This window comes from Bradyrhizobium sp. STM 3809 (assembly GCF_000239795.1).
In the GTDB taxonomy this organism is placed as follows: domain Bacteria; phylum Pseudomonadota; class Alphaproteobacteria; order Rhizobiales; family Xanthobacteraceae; genus Bradyrhizobium.
In genome coordinates this window covers 1-19884 of sequence record NZ_CAFJ01000125.1, presented here as the reverse complement: position 1 = coordinate 19884, position 19884 = coordinate 1, and the positions used below count along the sequence as shown (strand labels likewise).

The 19884-nt window shown below is 65.5% G+C and carries 25 protein-coding genes; 13 read left to right on the top strand and 12 right to left on the bottom strand.

Annotated elements, in window-relative coordinates:
• Nucleotides 1-122: 122 nt before the first annotated feature.
• Both BRAS3809_RS06360 and BRAS3809_RS36500 read right to left on the bottom strand, forming a co-directional pair.
• Nucleotides 123-392, bottom strand: coding sequence for a DUF6719 family protein (locus BRAS3809_RS06360; RefSeq protein ID WP_008961272.1), 270 nt, complete (start codon nt 390-392; stop codon nt 123-125).
• Nucleotides 393-408: 16 nt separating this feature from the next.
• Nucleotides 409-558 carry a hypothetical protein gene (locus tag BRAS3809_RS36500; RefSeq protein WP_170323261.1) on the bottom strand — a complete coding sequence of 50 codons (150 nt, stop codon included), beginning with the start codon at nt 556-558 and terminating at the stop codon, nt 409-411.
• Nucleotides 559-716: 158 nt separating this feature from the next.
• Here BRAS3809_RS36500 and BRAS3809_RS06355 point away from each other — a divergent pair, with 158 nt between their 5' ends.
• From BRAS3809_RS06355 to BRAS3809_RS06345, 3 genes are all read left to right on the top strand, one after another.
• Nucleotides 717-1997, top strand: a complete 1281-nt coding sequence (locus BRAS3809_RS06355; RefSeq protein WP_035655523.1) for an ArgE/DapE family deacylase — start codon at nt 717-719, stop codon at nt 1995-1997.
• Between the two features lie 113 nt (nt 1998-2110).
• Nucleotides 2111-2509 (top strand): PaaI family thioesterase, encoded by a 399-nt coding sequence (locus tag BRAS3809_RS06350; RefSeq protein ID WP_008961270.1) that lies wholly within the window; start codon nt 2111-2113, stop codon nt 2507-2509.
• 161 nt (nt 2510-2670) lie between these two features.
• On the top strand, nt 2671-3294 hold the full coding sequence (locus BRAS3809_RS06345; RefSeq protein ID WP_170323260.1) for a GNAT family N-acetyltransferase: 624 nt from the start codon (nt 2671-2673) through the stop codon (nt 3292-3294).
• 105 nt (nt 3295-3399) lie between these two features.
• On the opposite strand, the gene BRAS3809_RS06340 is transcribed toward BRAS3809_RS06345, so the two are convergent.
• The 3 genes from BRAS3809_RS06340 to BRAS3809_RS06330 all read right to left on the bottom strand — a co-directional run bounded on the left by BRAS3809_RS06340 (nt 3400) and on the right by BRAS3809_RS06330 (nt 5251).
• A complete protein-coding gene (locus tag BRAS3809_RS06340; protein WP_006613488.1) occupies nt 3400-3702 on the bottom strand; it encodes a hypothetical protein in 303 nt (100 codons plus the stop codon).
• Nucleotides 3703-3779: 77 nt separating this feature from the next.
• Nucleotides 3780-4478, bottom strand: a complete 699-nt coding sequence (locus tag BRAS3809_RS06335; RefSeq protein WP_008961268.1) for a DUF2161 domain-containing phosphodiesterase — start codon at nt 4476-4478, stop codon at nt 3780-3782.
• Nucleotides 4479-4570: 92 nt separating this feature from the next.
• Nucleotides 4571-5251 (bottom strand): SDR family oxidoreductase, encoded by a 681-nt coding sequence (locus BRAS3809_RS06330; RefSeq protein WP_008961267.1) that lies wholly within the window; start codon nt 5249-5251, stop codon nt 4571-4573.
• A 71-nt stretch (nt 5252-5322) separates the two neighbouring features.
• On the opposite strand from BRAS3809_RS06330, the gene BRAS3809_RS37265 reads away from it, so the two are divergent.
• The 4 genes from BRAS3809_RS37265 (at nt 5323) to BRAS3809_RS06315 (ending at nt 7169) form a co-directional block, all read left to right on the top strand.
• Nucleotides 5323-5508, top strand: coding sequence for a hypothetical protein (locus BRAS3809_RS37265; RefSeq protein ID WP_008961266.1), 186 nt, complete (start codon nt 5323-5325; stop codon nt 5506-5508).
• A gap of 21 nt (nt 5509-5529) precedes the next feature.
• A complete protein-coding gene (locus tag BRAS3809_RS06325) occupies nt 5530-6084 on the top strand; it encodes an SGNH/GDSL hydrolase family protein (protein ID WP_008961265.1) in 555 nt (184 codons plus the stop codon).
• Between the two features lie 84 nt (nt 6085-6168).
• Nucleotides 6169-6387: a hypothetical protein gene (locus BRAS3809_RS06320; RefSeq protein WP_008961264.1), complete on the top strand. Its 219-nt coding sequence runs from the start codon at nt 6169-6171 to the stop codon at nt 6385-6387.
• Nucleotides 6388-6437: 50 nt separating this feature from the next.
• Complete coding sequence (locus tag BRAS3809_RS06315; protein ID WP_240535608.1) at nt 6438-7169, top strand: hypothetical protein; 732 nt, start codon at nt 6438-6440, stop codon at nt 7167-7169.
• A gap of 2 nt (nt 7170-7171) precedes the next feature.
• Here the strand turns inward: BRAS3809_RS06315 and BRAS3809_RS06310 are convergent, their stop codons facing one another.
• The gene (locus tag BRAS3809_RS06310) at nt 7172-7945 is read right to left on the bottom strand and encodes a tyrosine-protein phosphatase (protein WP_008961262.1); all 774 of its coding nucleotides are present in this window, start codon (nt 7943-7945) and stop codon (nt 7172-7174) included.
• Between the two features lie 118 nt (nt 7946-8063).
• On the opposite strand from BRAS3809_RS06310, the gene BRAS3809_RS06305 reads away from it, so the two are divergent.
• The gene (locus BRAS3809_RS06305) at nt 8064-8339 is read left to right on the top strand and encodes an MliC family protein (RefSeq protein WP_240535607.1); all 276 of its coding nucleotides are present in this window, start codon (nt 8064-8066) and stop codon (nt 8337-8339) included.
• Between the two features lie 91 nt (nt 8340-8430).
• On the opposite strand, the gene BRAS3809_RS06300 is transcribed toward BRAS3809_RS06305, so the two are convergent.
• Complete coding sequence (locus BRAS3809_RS06300) at nt 8431-8616, bottom strand: DUF2735 domain-containing protein (protein ID WP_008961260.1); 186 nt, start codon at nt 8614-8616, stop codon at nt 8431-8433.
• Nucleotides 8617-9159: 543 nt separating this feature from the next.
• On the opposite strand from BRAS3809_RS06300, the gene BRAS3809_RS06295 reads away from it, so the two are divergent.
• The 3 genes from BRAS3809_RS06295 (at nt 9160) to BRAS3809_RS06285 (ending at nt 12579) form a co-directional block, all read left to right on the top strand.
• The gene (locus tag BRAS3809_RS06295) at nt 9160-10194 is read left to right on the top strand and encodes a glutamine synthetase beta-grasp domain-containing protein (protein ID WP_008961259.1); all 1035 of its coding nucleotides are present in this window, start codon (nt 9160-9162) and stop codon (nt 10192-10194) included.
• Nucleotides 10195-10398: 204 nt separating this feature from the next.
• Nucleotides 10399-10857, top strand: coding sequence for a hypothetical protein (locus tag BRAS3809_RS06290; RefSeq protein ID WP_008961258.1), 459 nt, complete (start codon nt 10399-10401; stop codon nt 10855-10857).
• Nucleotides 10858-10956: 99 nt separating this feature from the next.
• Nucleotides 10957-12579 (top strand): ABC-F family ATP-binding cassette domain-containing protein, encoded by a 1623-nt coding sequence (locus BRAS3809_RS06285; RefSeq protein ID WP_008961257.1) that lies wholly within the window; start codon nt 10957-10959, stop codon nt 12577-12579.
• Nucleotides 12580-12600: 21 nt separating this feature from the next.
• On the opposite strand, the gene BRAS3809_RS06280 is transcribed toward BRAS3809_RS06285, so the two are convergent.
• The 5 genes from BRAS3809_RS06280 to BRAS3809_RS06260 form a co-directional block, all read right to left on the bottom strand.
• Entirely contained in the window at nt 12601-13500 is a 900-nt protein-coding gene (locus BRAS3809_RS06280; protein WP_008961256.1) for a dienelactone hydrolase family protein, read from the bottom strand.
• Between the two features lie 37 nt (nt 13501-13537).
• On the bottom strand, nt 13538-14533 hold the full coding sequence (locus BRAS3809_RS06275) for a DUF3592 domain-containing protein (RefSeq protein ID WP_035655521.1): 996 nt from the start codon (nt 14531-14533) through the stop codon (nt 13538-13540).
• Nucleotides 14534-14637: 104 nt separating this feature from the next.
• On the bottom strand, nt 14638-16734 hold the full coding sequence (locus BRAS3809_RS06270; protein ID WP_008961254.1) for a hybrid sensor histidine kinase/response regulator: 2097 nt from the start codon (nt 16732-16734) through the stop codon (nt 14638-14640).
• A gap of 190 nt (nt 16735-16924) precedes the next feature.
• Nucleotides 16925-17170: a hypothetical protein gene (locus tag BRAS3809_RS06265; protein ID WP_008961253.1), complete on the bottom strand. Its 246-nt coding sequence runs from the start codon at nt 17168-17170 to the stop codon at nt 16925-16927.
• Nucleotides 17171-17333: 163 nt separating this feature from the next.
• On the bottom strand, nt 17334-17768 hold the full coding sequence (locus BRAS3809_RS06260) for a DUF1810 domain-containing protein (RefSeq protein WP_008961252.1): 435 nt from the start codon (nt 17766-17768) through the stop codon (nt 17334-17336).
• A gap of 224 nt (nt 17769-17992) precedes the next feature.
• Between BRAS3809_RS06260 and BRAS3809_RS06255 the strand changes: the two genes are divergently transcribed.
• Both BRAS3809_RS06255 and BRAS3809_RS06250 read left to right on the top strand, forming a co-directional pair.
• A complete protein-coding gene (locus BRAS3809_RS06255) occupies nt 17993-19033 on the top strand; it encodes a DUF2778 domain-containing protein (RefSeq protein ID WP_008961251.1) in 1041 nt (346 codons plus the stop codon).
• Between the two features lie 66 nt (nt 19034-19099).
• On the top strand, nt 19100-19357 hold the full coding sequence (locus BRAS3809_RS06250; protein WP_008961250.1) for a hypothetical protein: 258 nt from the start codon (nt 19100-19102) through the stop codon (nt 19355-19357).
• The last annotated feature ends 527 nt before the right edge of the window (nt 19358-19884 follow it).

The following is a 19884-nucleotide window of genomic DNA, read 5'->3' as shown; positions in this document are numbered from 1 at the left end:
GATCGCTGCTATCGACTGTCGGGGAATGTGCGCCGGGTCACGCCGACGGTCTGATGTGACCGAGCTCACGATTCATGATCATGCCGGCGGCTCGACCTGAACGGCTTCAGCCGGCGGGGCGACTACTTCTTCTTCGGTCCGAAGCGCGGCACGCATGAGACGGTGCGGACGATGCCGTTTTCCGACATCTTGGATCCCAGCACTTCCTTGACCTGGCCGGCCGGGCAGGTGCCGTCGTCGACCTGGACCCGCTGACCGAGCCGGAGATCCGTGATGTCCTGCTCGCGTCCGACATATTGCGCGTGGGCCGGCGCGGCGACCAGGAGGAGGGCGGATACGCTGCCGATGAGAGCTGCGGCAGCAGCAGACGACGACGAGATCTGAAAACGCATCACTTGCTTTCGATGGTCAATCCGCTCGGCCCGATGTTGTCGGCCCGCTATTGAACTGCGCGCCCTCGGTCTGTCGCTGGGCGTGATAGAAATTGTAGCCCAGCACGACGAAGGCAACAGCGATGATCCCGAGAAGGAAATAAAGGATGTTGCGAGGATCCGACATGTGAAAAATTCCAAGGACAGTTCAAATATGATCCCGTCATTGCGGGCATGCTCAAATGTACGGTGGGGTCTGCGATTCTGAAAGCAGTGGCGAATCCGGTGCACTTATGCATCGGAGTGTGATTTGTTGAGTCGTCAGCCATTGGAACCTGAACGGGCATGATGACCGAGGATATCACGCAACGAATCGTCGACGCGGTCGACGCCGCCTTTGACCGCCAGCTCGAAACCACGAGGGACTTCGTCGCGATTCCCTCCACCCGCGGCGCCGAGGGGCCCTGCCAGGACATGTTCGGCGATCTCTTGCGCGCGCGCGGCTACGAGGTCGATGACTGGCACATCGAACTGGACGAGCTCAAGGAGATGCGCGGCTACGGCCCGATCGAGCACGACTTCTCGAAGGCGCGCAGCGTGGTCGGAACCTATCGGCCGGCGACGTCGGCGGGACGCTCGCTGATCCTCCAGGGGCATTGCGACGTGGTGCCGGCCGGTCCGCTGGACATGTGGGAGACGCCGCCGTTCTCACCGGTCATCCGCAATGGCCGGATGTACGGCCGCGGCGCCTGCGACATGAAGTCCGGCACGATCGGCGCGCTCTATGCGCTCGATGCCATCGGGGCCGCCGGCTACAAGCCGACCGCGCGCATTCACCTGCAGTCCGTCATCGAGGAGGAGAGCACCGGCGTCGGCGCGCTGTCGACGCTGCAGCGCGGCTACCGCGCCGATGCCTGCTTCATCCCGGAACCGACCAGCGGCAAGATGGTGCGCTCGCAGGTCGGCGTGATCTGGTTCCGGATCAAGGTGCGCGGCTTTCCGGCCCATGTGTTCGAAGCCGGCATCGGCGCCAACGCGATCCAGGCGACGTATCATCTCATCCACGCGCTGGAGAAGCTGGAGGCCGACTGGAACGAGCGCGCCAAGAGCGACCGGCATTTCAAGACGCTCAATCATCCGATCAACTTCAATCCCGGCATCATCAAGGGCGGCGACTGGGCCTCGAGCGTACCGGCCTGGTGCGACGTCGATTGCCGCATCGCGATCCTGCCGGGCTGGTCGGTCAAGGACTGCCAGAACGAGATCCTCGCCTGCGTCGCCGCGGCCTCGCGCGATCACCGCTTCCTGTCCAACAACCCGCCCGTCATCGAGTGGTCCGGCTTCCTGTCGGAAGGCTATGAGCTGACCAACTCCGCCGAGCCGGAAGCGGCGTTCGGCAAGGCGTTCAATGCGGTCTATGGCGGCGAGGTGCAGGATCTGGTCTTCACCGCGCTGACCGATACGCGGTTCTACGGCCTCAACTACAACATCCCGAGCCTCTGCTTCGGCGCGACCGGCGCGGCGATGCACGGCTTCAACGAATATGTCGAGCTCGACTCGCTGCGCCAGGTCACCAAGACCATGGCGCTGTTCATCGCCGAATGGTGCGGTGTCGAGAAGGCCTGATCGGTGACGTCCGGACCGAAGGCAATGACCTCGCCGGTCATTGCCTTGGATGTTGATCACGCATCCAGATGCAGAGGCACGCGCAGACGTGTCGCGCAATGAGGGGAGGGGGCATGACGCCGCTCGAGAAGATCAACTCGCTGAGGATGCCGTTTGCGGAACTGAAGGGTGTCACGTTCATCGCGGCGGACGCGGAGCGCGTCGTGGCGCAGATGCAGGTGCGCCCCGATCTCTGCACGCTGCACCACACGATCCATGGCGGCGCGGTGATGGCGCTGGCCGATTCGGTCGGTGCCGCCGCGACGGTGATCAACCTGCCGGAGGGAGCCAAGGGCACCACGACCATCGAGAGCAAGACCAACTTCATCGGCGGCGCCAAGGAGGGCAGCGTCGTCATCGCGACGGCCACCCCCGTGCATCGCGGCCGCCGTACTCAGGTCTGGCAGACCCGGATCGAGACCGAAGACGGTAGGCTGGTGGCGATCGTGACCCAGACGCAGCTCGTGCTGTGATGATTCGTACACGAACGATTCATCAACTCACGCGATCGGTGCATGGCGGCATGTGCTCCCCGTAGAGCGCGGGGCTTGCAATGAATGGTGCGATGCACAATATAGCGTCTGTCTAGGGAAAGACGTCTGTGCGCGAGGGCTTCGAAGAGGAGTCTTTGGCAGTGTCACAGGTCAATCATTTTCGTCCCCGGCCGGGCTTCGGCTATGTGCGGACGCTCAGCCAGCACGAGGAACTGCCGCTGCTGCGCGATCATCTGCTGCGGCTCGATCCCGACAGCCGGCATGATCGATTCAACGGTTATCTCGATGACAGTTTCATCGAACGCTACGCAGCCCGCTGCGCGGCCGATGGCACGATCGTCGTCGCCTACATGGAAAACGGCGTGGTGCGCGGCGCCGCCGAGCTGCATCCACCGGAGCAGTCCGAGGATGGGTTTCCCGAGATCGCCTTCAGCGTCGAATCCTGCGTGCGCCGCCGTGGCGTCGGCAGCCTGCTGTTCGAGCGGGTGATCTCGGAAGCGCGCTGGAAGGGCTATCGCGAGCTGCGCGTGACGACGGGCTCGCAGAACCACGCGATGCGGGCGCTGGCGGCCAAGTTCGGTGCGCATCTGGCGTTCCGTCACGGCGAATCGACCGGCACGATCGATCTGAGCCGGCAGCCTCAGGACGAACTGGCGAAGCTGGTGATCGACACGCCGATCGCGGCGGCGCGGGCGTTCTTCAACCTGAATCGCGCGTGCTGGAAGCTGATGACGCGCATGTATGGCGACAAGCGCGCCGCCTGAGGCGCGCCGCCATTCACAAACGAGAAGGCGCGACAGCGATCGGCTGCCGCGCCTTCTCGTTTGATCTGCTTGAGGTCGGCCTGTCGGCGCGCGTGCCGACGCTGCTCAGGCGGTCCGCTTGTCGAAGTTGAAGCGACGCACGGTGCGGCGCTCGACCACGACAGCGCGCTGCTGCGTGCCCTGATCGGCGGTGATGACGCGGGTGTTGGTGCGCGCGGCGACGCGCACGGCCTTCTTGACCTCGGGCAGCACCTGCTCGAGCGGCAGGCCCATCAGGGCCGACGCGATCTCGGCCTGGGCCTGGACGTCGTCGGTGATGCCGGATGCCGCGAAGATCGCCTCCTCCAGAGTCGGGGGATCACGCCTGACGCGACGCGGACCGTACTTGGTGTTCCAATCTTCGCTCATGGGGGCCTCGTGAATCGTCCCGGATACCTAGAAGCAGGATTGTTGCATTGCAATATGAATTCCGCGTGGCAGGCCAGCTATGCATTCACCATGTCGCGATCCGGCAACGGTGCCGTCGTCATGTGGATATCCTGGGGCCAGCGGCGCAAGGCCGCGTGCCCGGCTGTCGTGAGGGTGTAGACGCCGCGCTCGGCCCGGTCGAACCAGCCATAGACGTTGCGCTGAAGGATTTTCGCGGCATCCGGAATCTGCGGGCGCAGCTCGCGGACGCGTTTGGGGCCGGCTGACAGCGCCGAGGCGCAGGCGAGCGCCTGCTGCCGATACGCGGTCATGATCGGCGCTCGGGTCGAGCCGCCAGCGGCCGGGTCGCCCTTGCGCTTCTGGTGCTCGATGACGAGGCGCGATCGCTTCTTCGGATTCTTGCGCGGCGCTGTCGTCGGCGGCGGCACCAGTACCTCGACTTGTCCGCTGGCGGTCACGCCCAGCATGCCGAAGCCGAGCCGGCGGCAGAGATTGCGGTAGCGCGCATCGCTCTCGCGTCCCTTGCCGCGGACCGACAGGCTGGCGGCGACCCACACCTCGTCGCACGCGCCGGCGCGATCGACGGCCTGCAGCAGCAGTTCGAGGTTGAAGGCCTGCTTTAGCTCGCAGATGACGACGATCGGCGGATCATCGCCCTTCAGCGCCACCACGTCGCAGCCGCCGACTTCTCCCTTGGCCGAAAAGCCCAGCTTTTCGAGGAAGCGTTTGACGGGAAGATACAGCGCGGTTTCCAAGGGCCGTCCATCGTTGCGACTCAGGCAGGTGAGTCTAGCCCCATGCGCCGCAGGATGTCAGCGCCAACTCGGGATCGTGACCGCTCGCGCCGCTACATGCGACCCGCGACCGGTATCAAGGCGCCGGTGACGCCGCTTGCAGCATCGCTGGCCAGGAACAGGATCACCTCCGCGAGTTCCTGCGGGGTCACCCATTTGTCGAAATCGGCCTTCGGCATGCTGGCGCGGTTGGCCGGCGTGTCGATCGTGGAGGGCAGCACCGCGTTGACGGTGATCTTGCCCTTCCATTCCGCCGCCAGCGCCTCCGTCAGGCGATGGACGCCCGACTTCGACGCGGCATATGGCCCCATGCCGGCGCCGGCCTGGAGCGCGCCCATGGCGCCGATATTGACGATCCGGCCGGTGCTGGAGCGAACCAGATGCGGGATCGCGGCGCGGGAGGCGTGCAGCGCCGTCATCAGGTTGCGCGCGTGCATCCTTTCCCACACGCTGTCGTCGCCGTCGGCGGCATTCTCGAACGCAAACGCGCCGGCGATGTTGATCAGGGCGTCCAGGGTGCCGAAATGCGCGGCCACCGAGTCGATTGCGACCTTGGCCTGCTCGGGATCGGACAGGTCGACGCCGCCGAGCTCGATGCGGTCGTCGCTGGCGGGGATTTCGGCCTGAGCATGATCGATCCCGGCGACATGCGCGCCGCGTGCCAGCGCCAGATCGGCAACGCTGCGCCCGAGCGCTCCCTGCGCCCCCGTAATGACAATCACAGCTCCGTTCATTCCGTCCCTGATCCCCGTTCACGCGCCCCACAGCGTCACCTGTTATACTATGGCCAAGCCGTTGAGTTGCAATGGCGGTGCAGCCGCGGCATGGAATGGCGATCACACAACGTGGTTCGCCCGAGGTGACCATGACCACGACAAACTCGGTCAGTTTTCCGGACATTTCCGTCACGTTTCGTCATCCACTCAGCCGTTTCCGCCAGAGTCTCACGGCGCAGCGCAAGACTCGCGTGGTGGCGCTCGGCTCATCCTAGACCGCGGGCACCAATGACATCGTGGCATTTCCGGCGCGGCTCGAGCAGAAGCTGAGCAAAGCCAATTTCGGCCGTCTGATCGATGTCATCAATCGCGGCATCTCCGGACAGGAGGCTCCCGAGGAGCTGTCGAGGTTCGAGCCGGACGTGATCGCCGAACAGCCGTCGCTGGTGATCTGGCAGATCGGCGCCAACGCGGTCTACCGCTATGAGACCACCAGCTTCGACGAGGTGGAGACGGCGCTTCGCGTCGGTCTCGGCTGGCTGGCCCGGCTGGAGGTCGACGTGATCGTCATGGACCTGCAATACACGTTTGCGATCGTCGGCAGGCCCGACCGGCTGGAGCGCGCCGGCGACATGCAGCGGCGGATCGAGCAGGTCACCTCCGAGGCAGGTGTCAATCTGTTCGGACGCTGGGGACTGATGAAGGGCTGGTGCGACGCGGGCGTGTTGCTGTCAGATCTGGATGACGGTCATGGGGACCGCCTGCATATGAGCGAAGCCGCGACGGCGAAGCTGAGCGAGGTCCTTGCCGGCGCCATGATGGCGAGTCCGGCGCAGCTGGCGGATCGATAAAATTTGCCGGAGTTTCGTAAGCCGATCACCAGCGTGACCGGCTAGCTTTGTCCAATGCCACCTATCGGGCGTTGGAGCTTTGTCATGATGAGACATCTGCCGGACCATGGTTTGCCGCTGGTGCAGTTGAAAGAGCAGCGGCGCGACCTCGTGGTCGCCTTGCAGAACCGTAATGGCCCGGTCAGTGGCTGGGAGCTGATGCAGATTGCGGCCGTGCAGCAGGCGATTTCCGCGTTCGAGGAGGTCATCGCCGATCTCGATGCGTTGGAAGCCGCCGAGAGTGCCGATATCGAAGCGGCTTGAGTCGGTCGCACGAACACGGGTCGTGCGAGCCCGATCGCGCGAGATGCGGCGTGCGTTGCACGATTGCCACGGCTAACATGGCCACCATGAATCGGGCTCTGATCGTCGCCATTGTCAGCCTGCTTGCGCTTGCCCCTTGCACAGCAGCCCGGGCTGGCTGCGTGCCGGACCCGCAACGAGGCTTCGTCTGCGGCGATGGCAAGGAGGCGCTCCGCGTTTTTCCTGAGACGATTTCGCCGTCCGGGAAGCTCGCCTTTGGCTGGCGCACCGCGGCAGGTTTGCCGGCAGCGCAGGCCGAGCCTGCTGGCGAAGTCGAGAATGTGCTGGTCAGGCTGCCGGAGGGCACCGTGCTCGGCCGGCTCGGCGGCACCTATTGGGCCACCGGCGAGATGCGGGCCAATCGCTATGATCTGCTTGCGGCATGGTCACCCGACAGCCGCACGGTCGTCGAGGTCGCGAACAGCCGCTGGGACACCGACTCGTTTCGCTTTTACGCCGTCGGCGATGCCGACACCGTCATCCTGGATCTGCATGACCTGGTCGAGCGAGCCGTGCGGGCAAAGATATCGACGCCGGCCGCGAAAGGGCGGGTGTTTCGAGTCCGCGAGGATCTCCCCGTCAAGCTCGATAATGACGGTCGCCTCGGCTTCGCGGCGATCCTGTTCATCCCGAAAAGCGAGGAGCCGGCATTCGGCTTCCGTGTCGAGCTCATCGTCAAGACGATCAAGTCCTCGGCCGCGGCGCGGGTGGTCTCGGTGCAACGGACCAAGCTGCCGGACTGACCTCACGCGGTGAGGTAACGCCGTTGCAGGGTGGTCCGGGCGGCTCCGTCGATGCCCAGCCCATCGCGCAGATAGGCTTCGAGGTCTCCATACTCTTCGCGCACCGTCTCGAGGGCGGCTGCCAGGAACGATGCGTGCACCGTCCCGATGGCCTCGAGCACGTCCTGCGGAAGCTCGGAATGCGCAGCTGCATCACGCCGGAAGTACTGATTGGTGAGCAGGTAGTCGCCCAGGATGATGTCGTCGTCCACGTCGAGCGCGGCAAGCACGAGCGCGCAGGCGACACCGGTGCGGTCCTTGCCGGCCGTGCAATGGATCACCAGCGGCGCGTGGTCGCCGAGCAGGTGATCGAACAGCGCGCGAAAGCGCGGCGTGTGGCGGCGGATGTAGTTGCGATAGGAGTCGCGCATCCGCTCCAGGGCATCATCCGCCGTCAGTCGTCCCATTGCCCAGCGCTCGCGCAGGGCGGGGACGACGCTCGGCTCGATCGGCAGGCTGTGGACGCTGATCTCGGCGATGGCGCAGAGCCCGGCAGTCCGTTCCTCGCTGCCGCGGAAGTCGAGGGCGGTGCGGACGCCGAGCTGGCGGACGGCCGCCGCGTCCGCTTCCGTCAGCCGGCCGAGATGGTTGGAGCGGAAGATCTGGCGCCAGCGCACGTGGCGCCCGTCGCGGCTGGGATATCCGCCGAGATCCCTGAAGTTGCTGGCGCCTTGGAGGCCGAGGTGGCGGGCAGGGTGAGACAGCGGGACATTGGACATGAGCCGAATGTAGGTCATCAGCGGGCCTGTGTGAAACCCGCTCCGTGGCGGTTTCCCGGTCTCCGGCCGCACTATAAGGATCGGACGGGGGAATGCGATGCGGTTGATCTGGACGTCGGTGATCTCGGCCATTTGGATGGCGATCGGACTTTTGGCTGCGATCGAGTCCGGTCGCGCTCAGTCCGTCGCCAGCTATCGCTGCGCAGACGGCACGCACTTCATCGTCGGATTCTATCCGCAGGACGCGCGTGCCTTCCTGCAGATCGACGGCGGCGAGGTGACGCTGGCCCGGAGACTCGCGCTGTCTGGACGTCGCTACTCAGGGGCGGGCGTGATGCTGACGATCACCAAGGACGGCCGCACCTTGATCCGCCATGCCCGGCGTCCAGCGACGGTGTGCGAGACACTCTGACCGAGTGGCGCAGGAAAGCAAAAGGGCCGGAACCTCATCGGTCCGACCCTTCAGCAGCAGCGCGCCAGGTTCGTCATCGGACTTGTCGACATCAGCGATCCCACGCCGGTTTGGCTTCCTGGATCGCCTCGTCATGATACCAGCTGCCGCTGCAGATGGTGGGCTGCAAGGACGGAGCGATCTGCCGCGTCTCGCCAAGACGCGGTGCAAGGCTTGCCCGTCCGCCGCGTGGGAATTGATAGATCCTGGCGGATCCCTCCTTCACGTTCGTGTCCATCGCATTCTCCTTCCCGTCGGATCACAACCCATGGTGCGCCCGACTCGTTCTCGGGTGGTTACAACTTCGATATCGGCGGCTGCCCCCAGCAATGCAATATGATCAAAACGAAATCACAAGCTGCGCATTTTGAAGGCAAATGCCGTTCTGCCTCCTGCGAAGCAACGTTGGGGTGATTAACGCTTGGGCCCGATCGAAGGTTGCGACGGCCTGGGCCAAAGCTTTTCGAAAATGTCCGGGAACTGCTGAGCTGTTGCGCGCGCCGTTTTGCGCGGCGCCGCAAATGCCAAGAAATCAAGCGGGTTTTGGGCGCACGAAACGTCCGGCCATGCGCTCCGTGCAATCCCGGGCGCGCTGCTTTGCCGCACCTGGACACCGAGCGAGTTCCATCCCGGAGTGACGGAATCGGCGCGGTCGGATGCGGCGGGACGTCGCGGGACTTGGCACGTTCCCTGCTTAAGAGTGCGCTGGCCGATCGTGGCCGGGTAAGCGGGGAGCCTTCGATTGCTGGGCTCCCACCTTTCGATAAGACAGAGAGGCTCAATGACGAAATACAAGCTCGAGTACATCTGGCTCGACGGCTACAAGCCGGTGCCGAATTTGCGCGGCAAGACACAGATCAAGGAATTTTCCTCCTTCCCGACCCTGGAACAGCTGCCTCTTTGGGGCTTCGACGGCTCGTCGACGATGCAGGCCGAAGGCCATAGCTCCGACTGCGTGCTGAAGCCGGTCGCCGTGTATCCCGACGCCGCCCGCACCAATGGCGTGCTGGTGATGTGCGAAGTCATGATGCCGGACGGCAAGACCCCGCATCCGTCGAACGCCCGCGCCACCATCCTGGACGATCCGGATGCATGGTTCGGTTTCGAGCAGGAGTACTTCTTCTACAAGGACGGCCGTCCGCTCGGCTTCCCCGAGTATGGCTATCCGGCTCCGCAAGGTCCGTACTACACCGGCGTCGGGTTCAAGAACGTCGGCGATGTCGCCCGCAAGATCGTCGAGGAGCATCTCGACCTCTGCCTCGCGGCCGGCATCAACCACGAAGGCATCAACGCCGAGGTGGCGAAGGGCCAGTGGGAATTCCAGGTGTTCGGTAAGGGCTCGCGCACCGCGGCCGACCAGATGTGGATGGCCCGCTACCTGATGCTGCGTCTCACCGAGAAGTACGGCATCGACATCGAGTTCCACTGCAAGCCGCTCGGTGACACCGACTGGAACGGCTCGGGCATGCACTGCAACTTCTCGACCAAGTACATGCGCGAAGTCGGCGGCAAGGAGTACTTCGAGAAGCTCATGGACGCCTTCAAGGAGGCCCGTGCCGACCACATCGCCGTGTACGGTCCGGACAACCACATGCGTCTGACCGGCAAGCACGAGACCGCCTCGATCGACACCTTCAGCTGGGGTGTTGCCGACCGTGGTGCCTCGATCCGCGTGCCGCACTCGTTCGTCAACAACGCCTACAAGGGCTATCTGGAAGACCGCCGTCCGAACTCGCAGGGCGACCCCTACCAGATCGCGTCTCAGGTCCTGAAGACGATCGCGACGGTTCCGACCGGCGCGAAAGCCGCAGCCTGAGACGCCGAACACAACACCCCGGGGCCGGGGCTGACGTGATGATCCGCCGGAGCAGCCGCTCCGGCGGATCATTCGTTTGTGAGCACGCTGCGTCTGCTGCGAACTCCCCAAGTCCATCTTGATCGATCGCAAGTCCGGCCCTCGACCGCGGCGGTATGTGTCGCTTGGACGGCCGAGAGACAGATCTTGGAAGCGGAGTGTCGGATGAACTATCGCAAATTGCTGGTTGGCACCGTGTTCGCCGGAACGGCGCTCTCGCTGGTGGTCGCGCCTGTGCCGTCCAACGCCGACCAGTATCTGCCGCGGCTCGGCGACATCATGAACCTGGTTCAGGTGAGGCACGCCAAGCTGTGGTTCGCCGGACAGGCGAAGAACTGGGACCTCGCCGCCTACGAGCTGGCGCAGCTCAAGCAGAGCCTCGCCGATGCGGCGAGCTTCTATTCGGGGCTGCCTGTCGACAACGTCACCACCCTGAGCCAGCCGATTCAGTCGATTTCCGATGCGATCGCTGCCAAGGACAACAAGCGCTTCGCCTCGGCCGTGACCGAGCTGACCTCGGGCTGCAACGCCTGCCACGCGACGATGGAGCGCGGCTATGTGGCGATCCGCATCCCGACCGACAGGCCGTTCGGCAACCAGGATTTCCGGCCGCCGGGCCGCTGACCGCGCCCAGGAGCGCGAGTTGCGGTGCAAAATTGCGCCTTCCACCGGCGGCGCGCATCGACTAAGAGCGGCGGCAACCCGTCCACCGCCTGAGTTCTCATGATCCGCCTCGACAACATCAGCAAGCAAGTCGGCCACCAGATCCTGTTCATTGAGGCCTCTGCCGCCCTCCAGCGCGGGGAGAAGATCGGGCTGGTCGGCCCGAACGGCGCCGGCAAGACGACGTTGTTCCGGATGATCTCGGGTCGCGAGCAGCCGGACGAGGGCCAGGTCTCCACCGATCGCGGCATCTCCATCGGCTATTTCAACCAGGACGTCGGCGAGATGTCCGGCCGCAGCGCCGTGGCCGAGGTCATGGACGGCGCCGGTCCGGTGTCGTCGGTCGCCGCCGAGCTCAAGGAGCTCGAGGCCGCGATGGCCGATCCGGACCGCGCCGACGAAATGGACGAGATCATCGCGCGTTATGGCGAGGTGCTGGCCCGGTTCGAGGAGCTCGACGGCTACGCGCTCGACAGTCGCGCCCGCGAGGCGCTGGCCGGCCTCGGCTTCTCCGAGGAGATGATGGACAAGGACGTCGGGCTCTTGTCCGGCGGCTGGAAGATGCGCGTCGCGCTGGCGCGTATCCTGCTGATGCGCCCCGACGTCATGCTGCTCGACGAGCCGTCGAACCATCTCGACCTCGAAAGCCTGATCTGGCTCGAGCATTTCCTGAAAGGCTACGAGGGGGCGCTGCTGATGACCTCCCACGACCGCGAGTTCATCAACCGGATCATCAACAAGGTCATCGAGATCGACGCCGGCCAGCTGACGACCTATTCGGGCGATTACGATTTCTACGAGCAGCAGCGGGCGCTGAACGAGAAGCAGCAGCAGGCGCAATATGAGCGCCAGCAGGCGATGCTCGCCAAGGAGATCAAGTTCATCGAGCGCTTCAAGGCGCGGGCCTCGCATGCGGCGCAGGTGCAGAGCCGGGTCAAGAAGCTCGACAAGATCGAGCGCGTCGAGCCGCCCAAGCGCCGCCAGACCGTGGCGTTCGACTTCCTGCCGGCGCCGCGGTCGGGCGAGGATGTCGTGGCGCTGAAGAAGGTGTCGAAGAGCTACGGCAGCCGCCGCATCTATGAAGGGCTCGACTTCATGATCCGGCGCCGCGAGCGCTGGTGCGTGATGGGCGTCAACGGCGCGGGCAAGTCGACCTTGCTGAAGCTCGTCGCCGGCACCGCGGAGCCCGATGACGGCTCGGTGACGATCGGCGGCAGCGTCAAGATGGGTTACTTCGCGCAGCATGCGATGGACCTGCTCGACGGCGACGACACCGTGTTCGAGTCGCTGGAGCATTCCTTTCCGCAGGCCGGCCAAGGCTCGCTGCGCGCGCTGGCCGGCTGCTTCGGCTTCTCGGGCGATGACGTCGAGAAGCGCTGCCGGGTGCTGTCGGGCGGCGAGAAGGCGCGGCTGGTGATGGCCAAGATGCTCTACGATCCGCCGAACTTCCTGGTGCTGGACGAGCCGACCAACCACCTGGACATGGCGACCAAGCAGATGCTGATCGAGGCGCTGTCGAACTTCGAGGGCACCATGCTGTTCGTCTCGCACGACCGGCATTTCCTGGCGGCGCTGTCGAACCGGGTACTCGAGCTGACGCCCGACGGGCTGCACCAGTATGGCGGCGGCTACACCGAGTATGTCGCCCGCAGCGGCCACGAGGCGCCCGGTCTTCGCAGCTGATCGCGCGGCGGCAGCGGCCGGTCACCGTCTCAACCATTCGAACACGAGCGGGGCGGCACGCCGCAGCGTGTCGTCCATCGCCGGACCGTTGCCGGGAGTGGCCTGGCGGCTGGCCGAGGGCTCGTCGAAGCCGTGGGTCGCGCCGGGATAGATCGTCGTATCGATCGCCACGCCAGCCTGCCGCGAGCGCTCGGCCATGGCGTTGCAGAGCGACGGCGAGACCTCCTCGTCGTCAGCGGCGAGAAAAAGCTGGACCGGGACACGGGTTTTGAGCGTCGGACCGAGCAGCGAGCTTTCGCCGCAGCCGGGATAGAAGATGAGCGCGCCGCGGAAGGACGATTGCAGCCCCTCGCGCAGCAGCACGTTCAGCACCGTGCTGCCGCCGTTGGACCAGCCCTGCAGCACGATGCGCTCCGCTGCGACGTCGCGGCGCTGGCGGAGATAAGCGAGCGCGCCCTCGGCATCGAGCGGCCGCACGGTCCGCTCGTTGACATCGGCGCGCTCCGGATCGTCATGCGTGAAGCGCCCGAAGCCATGCGCCTTGCCGCGCGGACCGAAGCTGTCGGGCAGCAGCGCGATGTAGCCGCGCTCCGCCCAGTAGTCGCCCCACATGATGTGCCGCTTCGACAGCGTGCCGGCGTTGCACGGCGATGCCGGCACCGCGCGCGATACCAGCGTGCAGTCCGCGTTGACATTGGACGAGTAGGGGCCGCCTCGCCCGTGAAGCATGATGATCGCCGGAAAGGGGCCCGCCCCTTGCGGCTTGAACAGATAGCCCGTCAGCTCGGTGCGGCCATCGGCGCTCGGGAAGTAGACGGTCTCCGGTTGGGCGGCGGACGCTGGTGCAACCCCCAGCATCGCGAGCACCGCCAGGAGAAGGACGAGACGCGCGGCGCGCGTCGGCCTGGTGCCGCGGGCCATGTGCCGATACTCACCTGTGCAGAGGACACCCATTAGCCTAGCTCATCTCGATATGGGTGAAGACGAACAGGAATAGCGCACCGATTGCGACCAGGACGATGCCAACCCATAGCGGGGCCGCGGCGCCGCTCTTGTTCGCCGGATCGAGTACGGCCGTCTCGGGCTGGGCCGGATCATAGAAGACGGTCACGTCGCTATTGATCGGGTATTTGGCGGCGACGGCTTCGGCGCTCGCCCTGTCGGAGTACAGCGCCGTCCAGCCCCAATTCCAATGCGTGCTGTGGAAGCTGCGCGCGCCGACGGCATAGCCGTATTCGATCGCGACACGGAAGCGCTCCTCCTCGACCTCGCGGCCGCGATCGTTCTCTCGCCGCGTGATCTCGACCGTCACGCCGGAGCGCGTGATCTTCCCCGGCGTGGTCGGCCAGGACCGGCTCGCCAGGCGCTCCTGACGGAGCTTCCAATAAGATGCGAGCGCGACGGCGCCGAAGCCGAACAAAGCGAACGGCATCAGGAAGGCGAACAGCGGCACCCCGGCTTCGGTCGTCAGCACCTTGCCGGCCAGCGCATGCGCGACCAGCACGGCGGTGACGGCCAACAGCACCACGAACGGCGCGATCAGCGCCGCCGTGCCGCTGATATTGGCCGGTTCGAGGACCGACTGCGACGGGCGCTTCGGGTCGTAGAAGACGCGCACCCTCGCGCCCTTCGGATATTTGCCGGTGAGCTCGTCGGCCTGCAGGCGGGTGACGCCGCCCGGGCTGGCGAAGCGGATGCGGTGGCCCTCGTAGCTCTTGCCGAGCACCTCATAGCGGTAGCGGATGTCCGGCTTGGCGTCGGTATCATCGGCCGACCAATGCGTCGCGGCGACCAAGACCTCGGACGTCACCACCTCGCCCTCGACGACCGGCCAGTTGCGCCCGCCGCTGGTTTTCCTGCGCTGGAGCCAAACTCCGTAGCCTGCATTCAGGGCCAGAAAGCCGAAAATGCCGGCGGCGATGCGGGTCCAGAGCAGGGCGGAGGCGGTGAGCATGGCGATCTCGCATGAGCCCGTCGAAGCGGGCGGCATGCAGTGGTGTGCTCCGAGTTCCCTTGGGTTCAATACCGTTGGGCTCAATCGCGTGACCGTTCTCCTCCTCAGGTTCCGATCATTTCGGTGACCCGGCCAGCCAGCGCCTCGACGTCGAACGGTTTGGTCAGCACCTGCATGCCCGGCGCGAGCTGGCCGTTGCCGAGGATCGCATTCTCGGCATAGCCGGTGATGAACAGCACCTTCAGATCCCGTCGTGTCGCGCGCGCGGCGTCGGCGAGCTGGCGGCCGTTCATGCCACCGGGCAGGCCGACATCGGTGATCAAGAGATCGATCTGCGCGATCGACTGCAGGGCGGCGAGGCCGGTGGGGCCGTCCTTGGCCTCGATCACGGCATAGCCGCGCTCGTCGAGCACCTCCACCACCAGCATGCGCACGGTCGGCTCGTCATCGACGACGAGGATGGTCTGACCCGTCCGCGCCGACATCGCAGTGCTGGCTCGGGCTGGATCCGCAGCTTCGGCCTCGCCAACATAGTGCCGCGGGAAATAGAGGCACATCGTGGTGCCCTGGCCGACCTCGGAATAGATCCGCACCTGTCCGCCGGACTGCCGCGCGAAGCCGTAGACCATCGACAGCCCGAGGCCGGTGCCCTGGCCGATCGGCTTGGTCGTGAAGAACGGATCGAAGGCGTGCTCGATCACGTCGGGCGTCATGCCCGTGCCGGTATCGGTGACGCACAGCGAGATGTATTGGCCGGGCGGCAGGTCGCGCTCGCGCGCGGCGCGGTCATCGAGCCATTTGTTGGCGGTCTCGATGGTGATCCGGCCGCCCTCGGGCATCGCGTCGCGGGCATTGATGCAGAGATTGAGCAGGGCGCTCTCGAGCTGCGATGAGTCGATCAGGGCCGGCCACAGCCCGCCCGCGGTCACGACCTCCAGATGGATCTGCGGACCGACGGTCCGGCGAACCAGCTCCTCCATGCCCATCACCAGCCGGTTGACGTCGGTCGGCTTCGGGTCGAGCGTCTGCCGGCGCGAGAAGGCGAGCAGGCGATGGGTCAGCGCGGCCGCGCGTTTCGAAGCGCCCTGGGCGGCGCCGACGTAGCGATCGACCTCGCTGAAGCGGCCCTGGCGGAGCCGCGTCTGCAGCATTTCCAGCGAGCCCATGATGCCGGTCAGCAGATTGTTGAAGTCGTGCGCGATGCCGCCCGTCAGCTGGCCCACGGCCTCCATCTTCTGCGACTGGCGCAGCGCCTCCTCGGCCTCGCGCAGCCGGGCCTGCTCGCGCAGCCGCTCGGTCACGTCATAGGCGAACTGATAGGCGCCGATCTGCTCACCCCTGGCGTCGCGCAGCACCGAGAAGCGCAGCTCGTAGAAGCGGCGGCCGCGAGCCGCATCGCCGAACTCTCCGACCTCGACGAACTCCTCGCCCTCGAGCGCGCGCGACCACACGGCGCGAACCGCTTCGCGATGCTCGGGAAGATCCTTGAACAGCTCCAGGAGGTGATCGCCGACCTTGGGGTGGACGCCGAAGATGCGGACGAACTCCTGCACGGCGGCGCTGTTGACGGCGATCAGGCGGAACTGCGTGTCGACGACCTGCACGAAAGCGTTGGTGCCTTCGACGATGTCGGCGAGCAGCTTGCGCTCGGCCAAGGCGGCGACGACGCGCGCCTCCAGCGTGTCGTTGATCTCCTGCAACGCCGCCTCGGCGCGCTTGCGAGGGGTGATGTCCTGGAACAGCACCGCGACCTGGCGCCGCGTCGCCGGCTCGACGCGGAACGCGGCGAGCTCGAGATGGCGGCCGGTGGCGACCAGCTCGCGCTCGAACCGGATCGGCTCGCCGGTGCGCAGCACCTCGCCGTAAAGCTCGACCCAGCCGTCGGCTTCGTCCGGCACCATCTCGCGCACCTTCTGACCCACCACATTGGGGATGCCAGCGTGCAGCGCATAGGCCGGGTTGGCCTCGACATGGATGTAGTCGCTCAAGGGGCCGTGCGGACCGTCGAAGAACTCGATGATGCAGAAGCCTTCATCGATCGAATTGAACAGCGTCCGATAGCGCTCCTCGCTTTCGGCCAGTGCCGTTTCGGCCCGCGCGCGCCTGCCGGCATCGGCTGCGAACAGCGCCTGCAGGCGGGCATTCTCGCTCTCGAGCTCCTGCAGTCGCCGGCGGAGCGTGTCGATCTCCTCGGAACTCACGCTCTGCAGGCCTCGTTGCGTCTGGAAATCAGGAAGTCGTCACAGGGCATGAGCAGCTCGATGTGGGGATCGACTGACAACATACCATGTCAACACAGGCTGCGGTACGCTCCCGTCCGATGGAACTTGCGGAATGGTTGCCAGGCCCCGCCGGCGTCGCCGTGGCGGGGCCTGGGTTATCGATCGCGCGTCAGCCGCCGGCTTCGCACTTCTTCATGAAGCTGGTCTTGGCCGCGCCGGCGAGCTTCTTGCCGTCGGAGCCAACGGCCTTGGTCTCGCAGGTCTCGGCCATGCACTTCTTCATGAACGAGGTCTTGGCGGCGCCGGCCAGTGCCTTGCCATCCTTGCCGACGGCCTTGGTTTCGCAGCTGTCCTCGGCGAAGGCGGAGCCGGCGGCGAAGGTCGCGAGCGCGGCGATTAGAAAAAGCTTCTTCATGAGCGTCTCTCCCTGGAAGGAACAATGCGGCAGATCGGAGCCGCAAATCTTGGCGCGATCAAGTTGCGTCTCGCGACTATCACCTGAAATCCGGTTGCGGCCGCCGGCCAACTCATCAGCATGCTACCGATGACGCCGCCATGACGCGATCTGCAGAGCGATGTCATTGCGTGCCGCATTGCAGAAACGCCAGGGTCGCGGCGTCCCGCACGCCGTCGCAATAGCGATCGAGCGCCGCGGCGAAGCTCGCCTTCGGACTGATCGCATCGAACAGCGTCATGCTGGATCGGAATTTCATGTCGTCGGGCGAGCCCAGGATGGCGCGCAGCGATTTGCCCTCGATGGCGAGCACGAGGCGGGTGCATTCGCGCAGGCGGGCCCCCAGCACGGGATGCGCCAGATAGGCCGCTGCCTCGGCGCGCGAGCGGATGGCGTAGCGCTGCGCCATCGCCGAGCTGCCGAGCCCCTCGACCTGGGGAAAGATGAACCACATCCAGTGGCTTTGCTTGGCGCCCCCGGCAAGTTCGGCGGTCACGCGGGAATAAATCGAATTCTGTGCGTCGACAAAGCGGTCGAGATCGTGAGGATCCGCATCCATTTTTGTCTCCAATGATCTGAAACAACTACAGAATTCGTATTTTCTCGAATGCGGCGGGGCCGCCGCGAGGCCTGCAAGAACGGCGTCCGCCGGAGCAATCCGGGCTGGCGTTTGTCTAGATTATGCCGCACTCTTGCCATCCTATGTCATGACGGGTCGAATCGTACCCCTTGGGGTCGGACAGCTTCTGCGGGTGTTCGAAGAGGGGGTATATCGGGGACGTGATGGCTTCCAGTGAAGCAAGCGTAGACGTTCTGTTGTCGCAAGGCCGCTTCGGGCGCTCCGAAGCGATCGCATTGGTGCTCGCCGCACTTGCGATCGCCGCGGGCGCTGCTGCGTGGATCGCCGACAACGGCGAGCAGGTCCCCGCGACCACCGCGGCGCTTTCCGACCCTGCTCCGCCATCGATGACCTTCGAGAATCGCTTTGCGCCGGCTTCGGCCTCCGCGACAGCCTACTCCGAGAAGGATGCCGTCAGGGCGCTCGATCGTTTCGCGTTGCGCGGCATCGACCGGCAGCTCCTGGATGCACGGGCCGCGCTGGTGCGGGGCATGGAGGCGCGCGATCCGAATGCGCGTGATCCCAACAACAGCGACTGGCGCCCGATGCTGACCGAGGGCAACACCGTCACCATGCCCGCGCCGGGCGTGCCGCTGCCGCGACCGCGGCCGGCGGTCGCCAACCTGCCGACGAACCTGGTGACGGCAAGCGCGCCGGAGGCGGTCGGCCGGGTCGACGATCGCTCGATCCTGCAAAAGCTCTCGGACCTGTTGCCGAGTCCGGCCAAGTTCGCGCCTCTCAGCCCCGACAGCGGCATCGTGCGCTCGGGCATCGATCTCGGCGCGCTCGGCTATGAGAAGACGGCCGTCTACGACATCACCGCCAAGATGGTCTATCTGCCGTCGGGCATCGGGCTCGAGGCGCATTCCGGCATGGGGAATTTGCGCGACGACCCCGAGCACGTCAATCAGCGCATGGTGGGCGCGACGCCGCCCGCGACCTACGACCTGAAGCCGCGCGAAAAGCCGTTTCATGGCGTGCGCGCCCTGCGCATGAACGTGGTCGAAGGCACCACCCTCGGCCGCAGCGGCTTGCTGACTCATCCCTATATGCTCGGCCCGGAGGGTGATTCGAACGGCTGCGTGTCGATCAAGAATTACGATCGCTTCCTGAAGGCGTATGATGACGGCGAGTTCAACCGACTCGTCGTCGTCGTCGGGCTCGAGGCTGGCACCCCGACGCGGACCGCGCAAAAGACCGAGTGACGTTGCGTCGCCCGGCTCCGGCGCGACCACGGCGGCGACGCCGGTCGCATCTTCCGGAAGGTCCCCATGATTGATCCCGCACATTCGGAAACGCGTCTGCGTACGACGTTCAACATCAAGGTGAACGGCAAGCCGGTCGTGATTTCGACGGTCGGACAGGCGCATCAGTTCCTCACCAGCCTCAACGCCGTCGAATGGATGGAGTTCAAGTCGCTGCACGACCAGGCGATGTCGGCCCTGCAGGCGGCCGCCGACAACGCCATCATGACGGTGCAGGCGACCAATGCGGTTCGTACGCTGTTCGTGAGTGCGAAGCTGCTGTGACGACGGATGGTCGCTGGACGTGCTCCGCTCGCTTCCGGCTTTACGTTGAGCGTCCTCTCTTCTGTCACACTCGGTGTCATCGCCCGGCGTTGACCGGGCGATCCAGTACGCCGCGCCAGTCGTGATCGCTTGAGAGGCCGCGGCGTAGTGGATGCCCGCCTTGGCGGGCATGACGGCCGTGAGTGGGGCACCATCTCACCTCCCATGCCGGGGCGCGCAGCGCGAGCCCGGCATCCATGACCACGAGCGGCAGATTGAGGCATGCTGGTCGCTCCATCTTACTCCACGAGTTCTGCTGCGGCGTATGGATTCCGGGCTCGCGCTGCGCGCGCCCCGGAATGACAGCGAGTTTGTGGAAGCGTTGCTCCGCTTATGACCTCACCTCTCGCAGACCTCGCGATATGTGCACATACCCTCGCGTTCTCGCGACGCGTAGCGCCCGAGTGATCCATCCGTCTGGCCCTCCAGAAAACAGAGGGCGCGGGGAATGCCGGGCTGCTGGCCGCAACCCATGGCCCGCCTGCTAG

Coding starts and splice junctions, on each gene's coding strand:
- BRAS3809_RS06360 (WP_008961272.1), bottom strand. CDS start 392: ATGCGTTTTCAGATCTCGTCGTCGTCTGCTGCTGCCGCAGCTCTCATC.
- BRAS3809_RS37265 (WP_008961266.1), top strand. CDS start 5,323: ATGGCGGTGCAGCCGCGGCATGGAATGGCGATCACACAACGTGGTTCG.
- BRAS3809_RS06255 (WP_008961251.1), top strand. CDS start 17,993: ATGGCTTCCAGTGAAGCAAGCGTAGACGTTCTGTTGTCGCAAGGCCGC.
- BRAS3809_RS06300 (WP_008961260.1), bottom strand. CDS start 8,616: ATGGACACGAACGTGAAGGAGGGATCCGCCAGGATCTATCAATTCCCA.
- BRAS3809_RS06290 (WP_008961258.1), top strand. CDS start 10,399: ATGAACTATCGCAAATTGCTGGTTGGCACCGTGTTCGCCGGAACGGCG.
- BRAS3809_RS06265 (WP_008961253.1), bottom strand. CDS start 17,170: ATGAAGAAGCTTTTTCTAATCGCCGCGCTCGCGACCTTCGCCGCCGGC.
- BRAS3809_RS06275 (WP_035655521.1), bottom strand. CDS start 14,533: ATGCTCACCGCCTCCGCCCTGCTCTGGACCCGCATCGCCGCCGGCATT.
- BRAS3809_RS06355 (WP_035655523.1), top strand. CDS start 717: ATGATGACCGAGGATATCACGCAACGAATCGTCGACGCGGTCGACGCC.
- BRAS3809_RS06340 (WP_006613488.1), bottom strand. CDS start 3,702: ATGAGCGAAGATTGGAACACCAAGTACGGTCCGCGTCGCGTCAGGCGT.
- BRAS3809_RS06280 (WP_008961256.1), bottom strand. CDS start 13,500: ATGGCCCGCGGCACCAGGCCGACGCGCGCCGCGCGTCTCGTCCTTCTC.
- BRAS3809_RS06260 (WP_008961252.1), bottom strand. CDS start 17,768: ATGGATGCGGATCCTCACGATCTCGACCGCTTTGTCGACGCACAGAAT.
- BRAS3809_RS06305 (WP_240535607.1), top strand. CDS start 8,064: ATGGCGATCGGACTTTTGGCTGCGATCGAGTCCGGTCGCGCTCAGTCC.
- BRAS3809_RS06250 (WP_008961250.1), top strand. CDS start 19,100: ATGATTGATCCCGCACATTCGGAAACGCGTCTGCGTACGACGTTCAAC.
- BRAS3809_RS06285 (WP_008961257.1), top strand. CDS start 10,957: ATGATCCGCCTCGACAACATCAGCAAGCAAGTCGGCCACCAGATCCTG.
- BRAS3809_RS06320 (WP_008961264.1), top strand. CDS start 6,169: ATGATGAGACATCTGCCGGACCATGGTTTGCCGCTGGTGCAGTTGAAA.
- BRAS3809_RS06295 (WP_008961259.1), top strand. CDS start 9,160: ATGACGAAATACAAGCTCGAGTACATCTGGCTCGACGGCTACAAGCCG.
- BRAS3809_RS36500 (WP_170323261.1), bottom strand. CDS start 558: ATGTCGGATCCTCGCAACATCCTTTATTTCCTTCTCGGGATCATCGCT.
- BRAS3809_RS06350 (WP_008961270.1), top strand. CDS start 2,111: ATGACGCCGCTCGAGAAGATCAACTCGCTGAGGATGCCGTTTGCGGAA.
- BRAS3809_RS06330 (WP_008961267.1), bottom strand. CDS start 5,251: ATGAACGGAGCTGTGATTGTCATTACGGGGGCGCAGGGAGCGCTCGGG.
- BRAS3809_RS06310 (WP_008961262.1), bottom strand. CDS start 7,945: ATGACCTACATTCGGCTCATGTCCAATGTCCCGCTGTCTCACCCTGCC.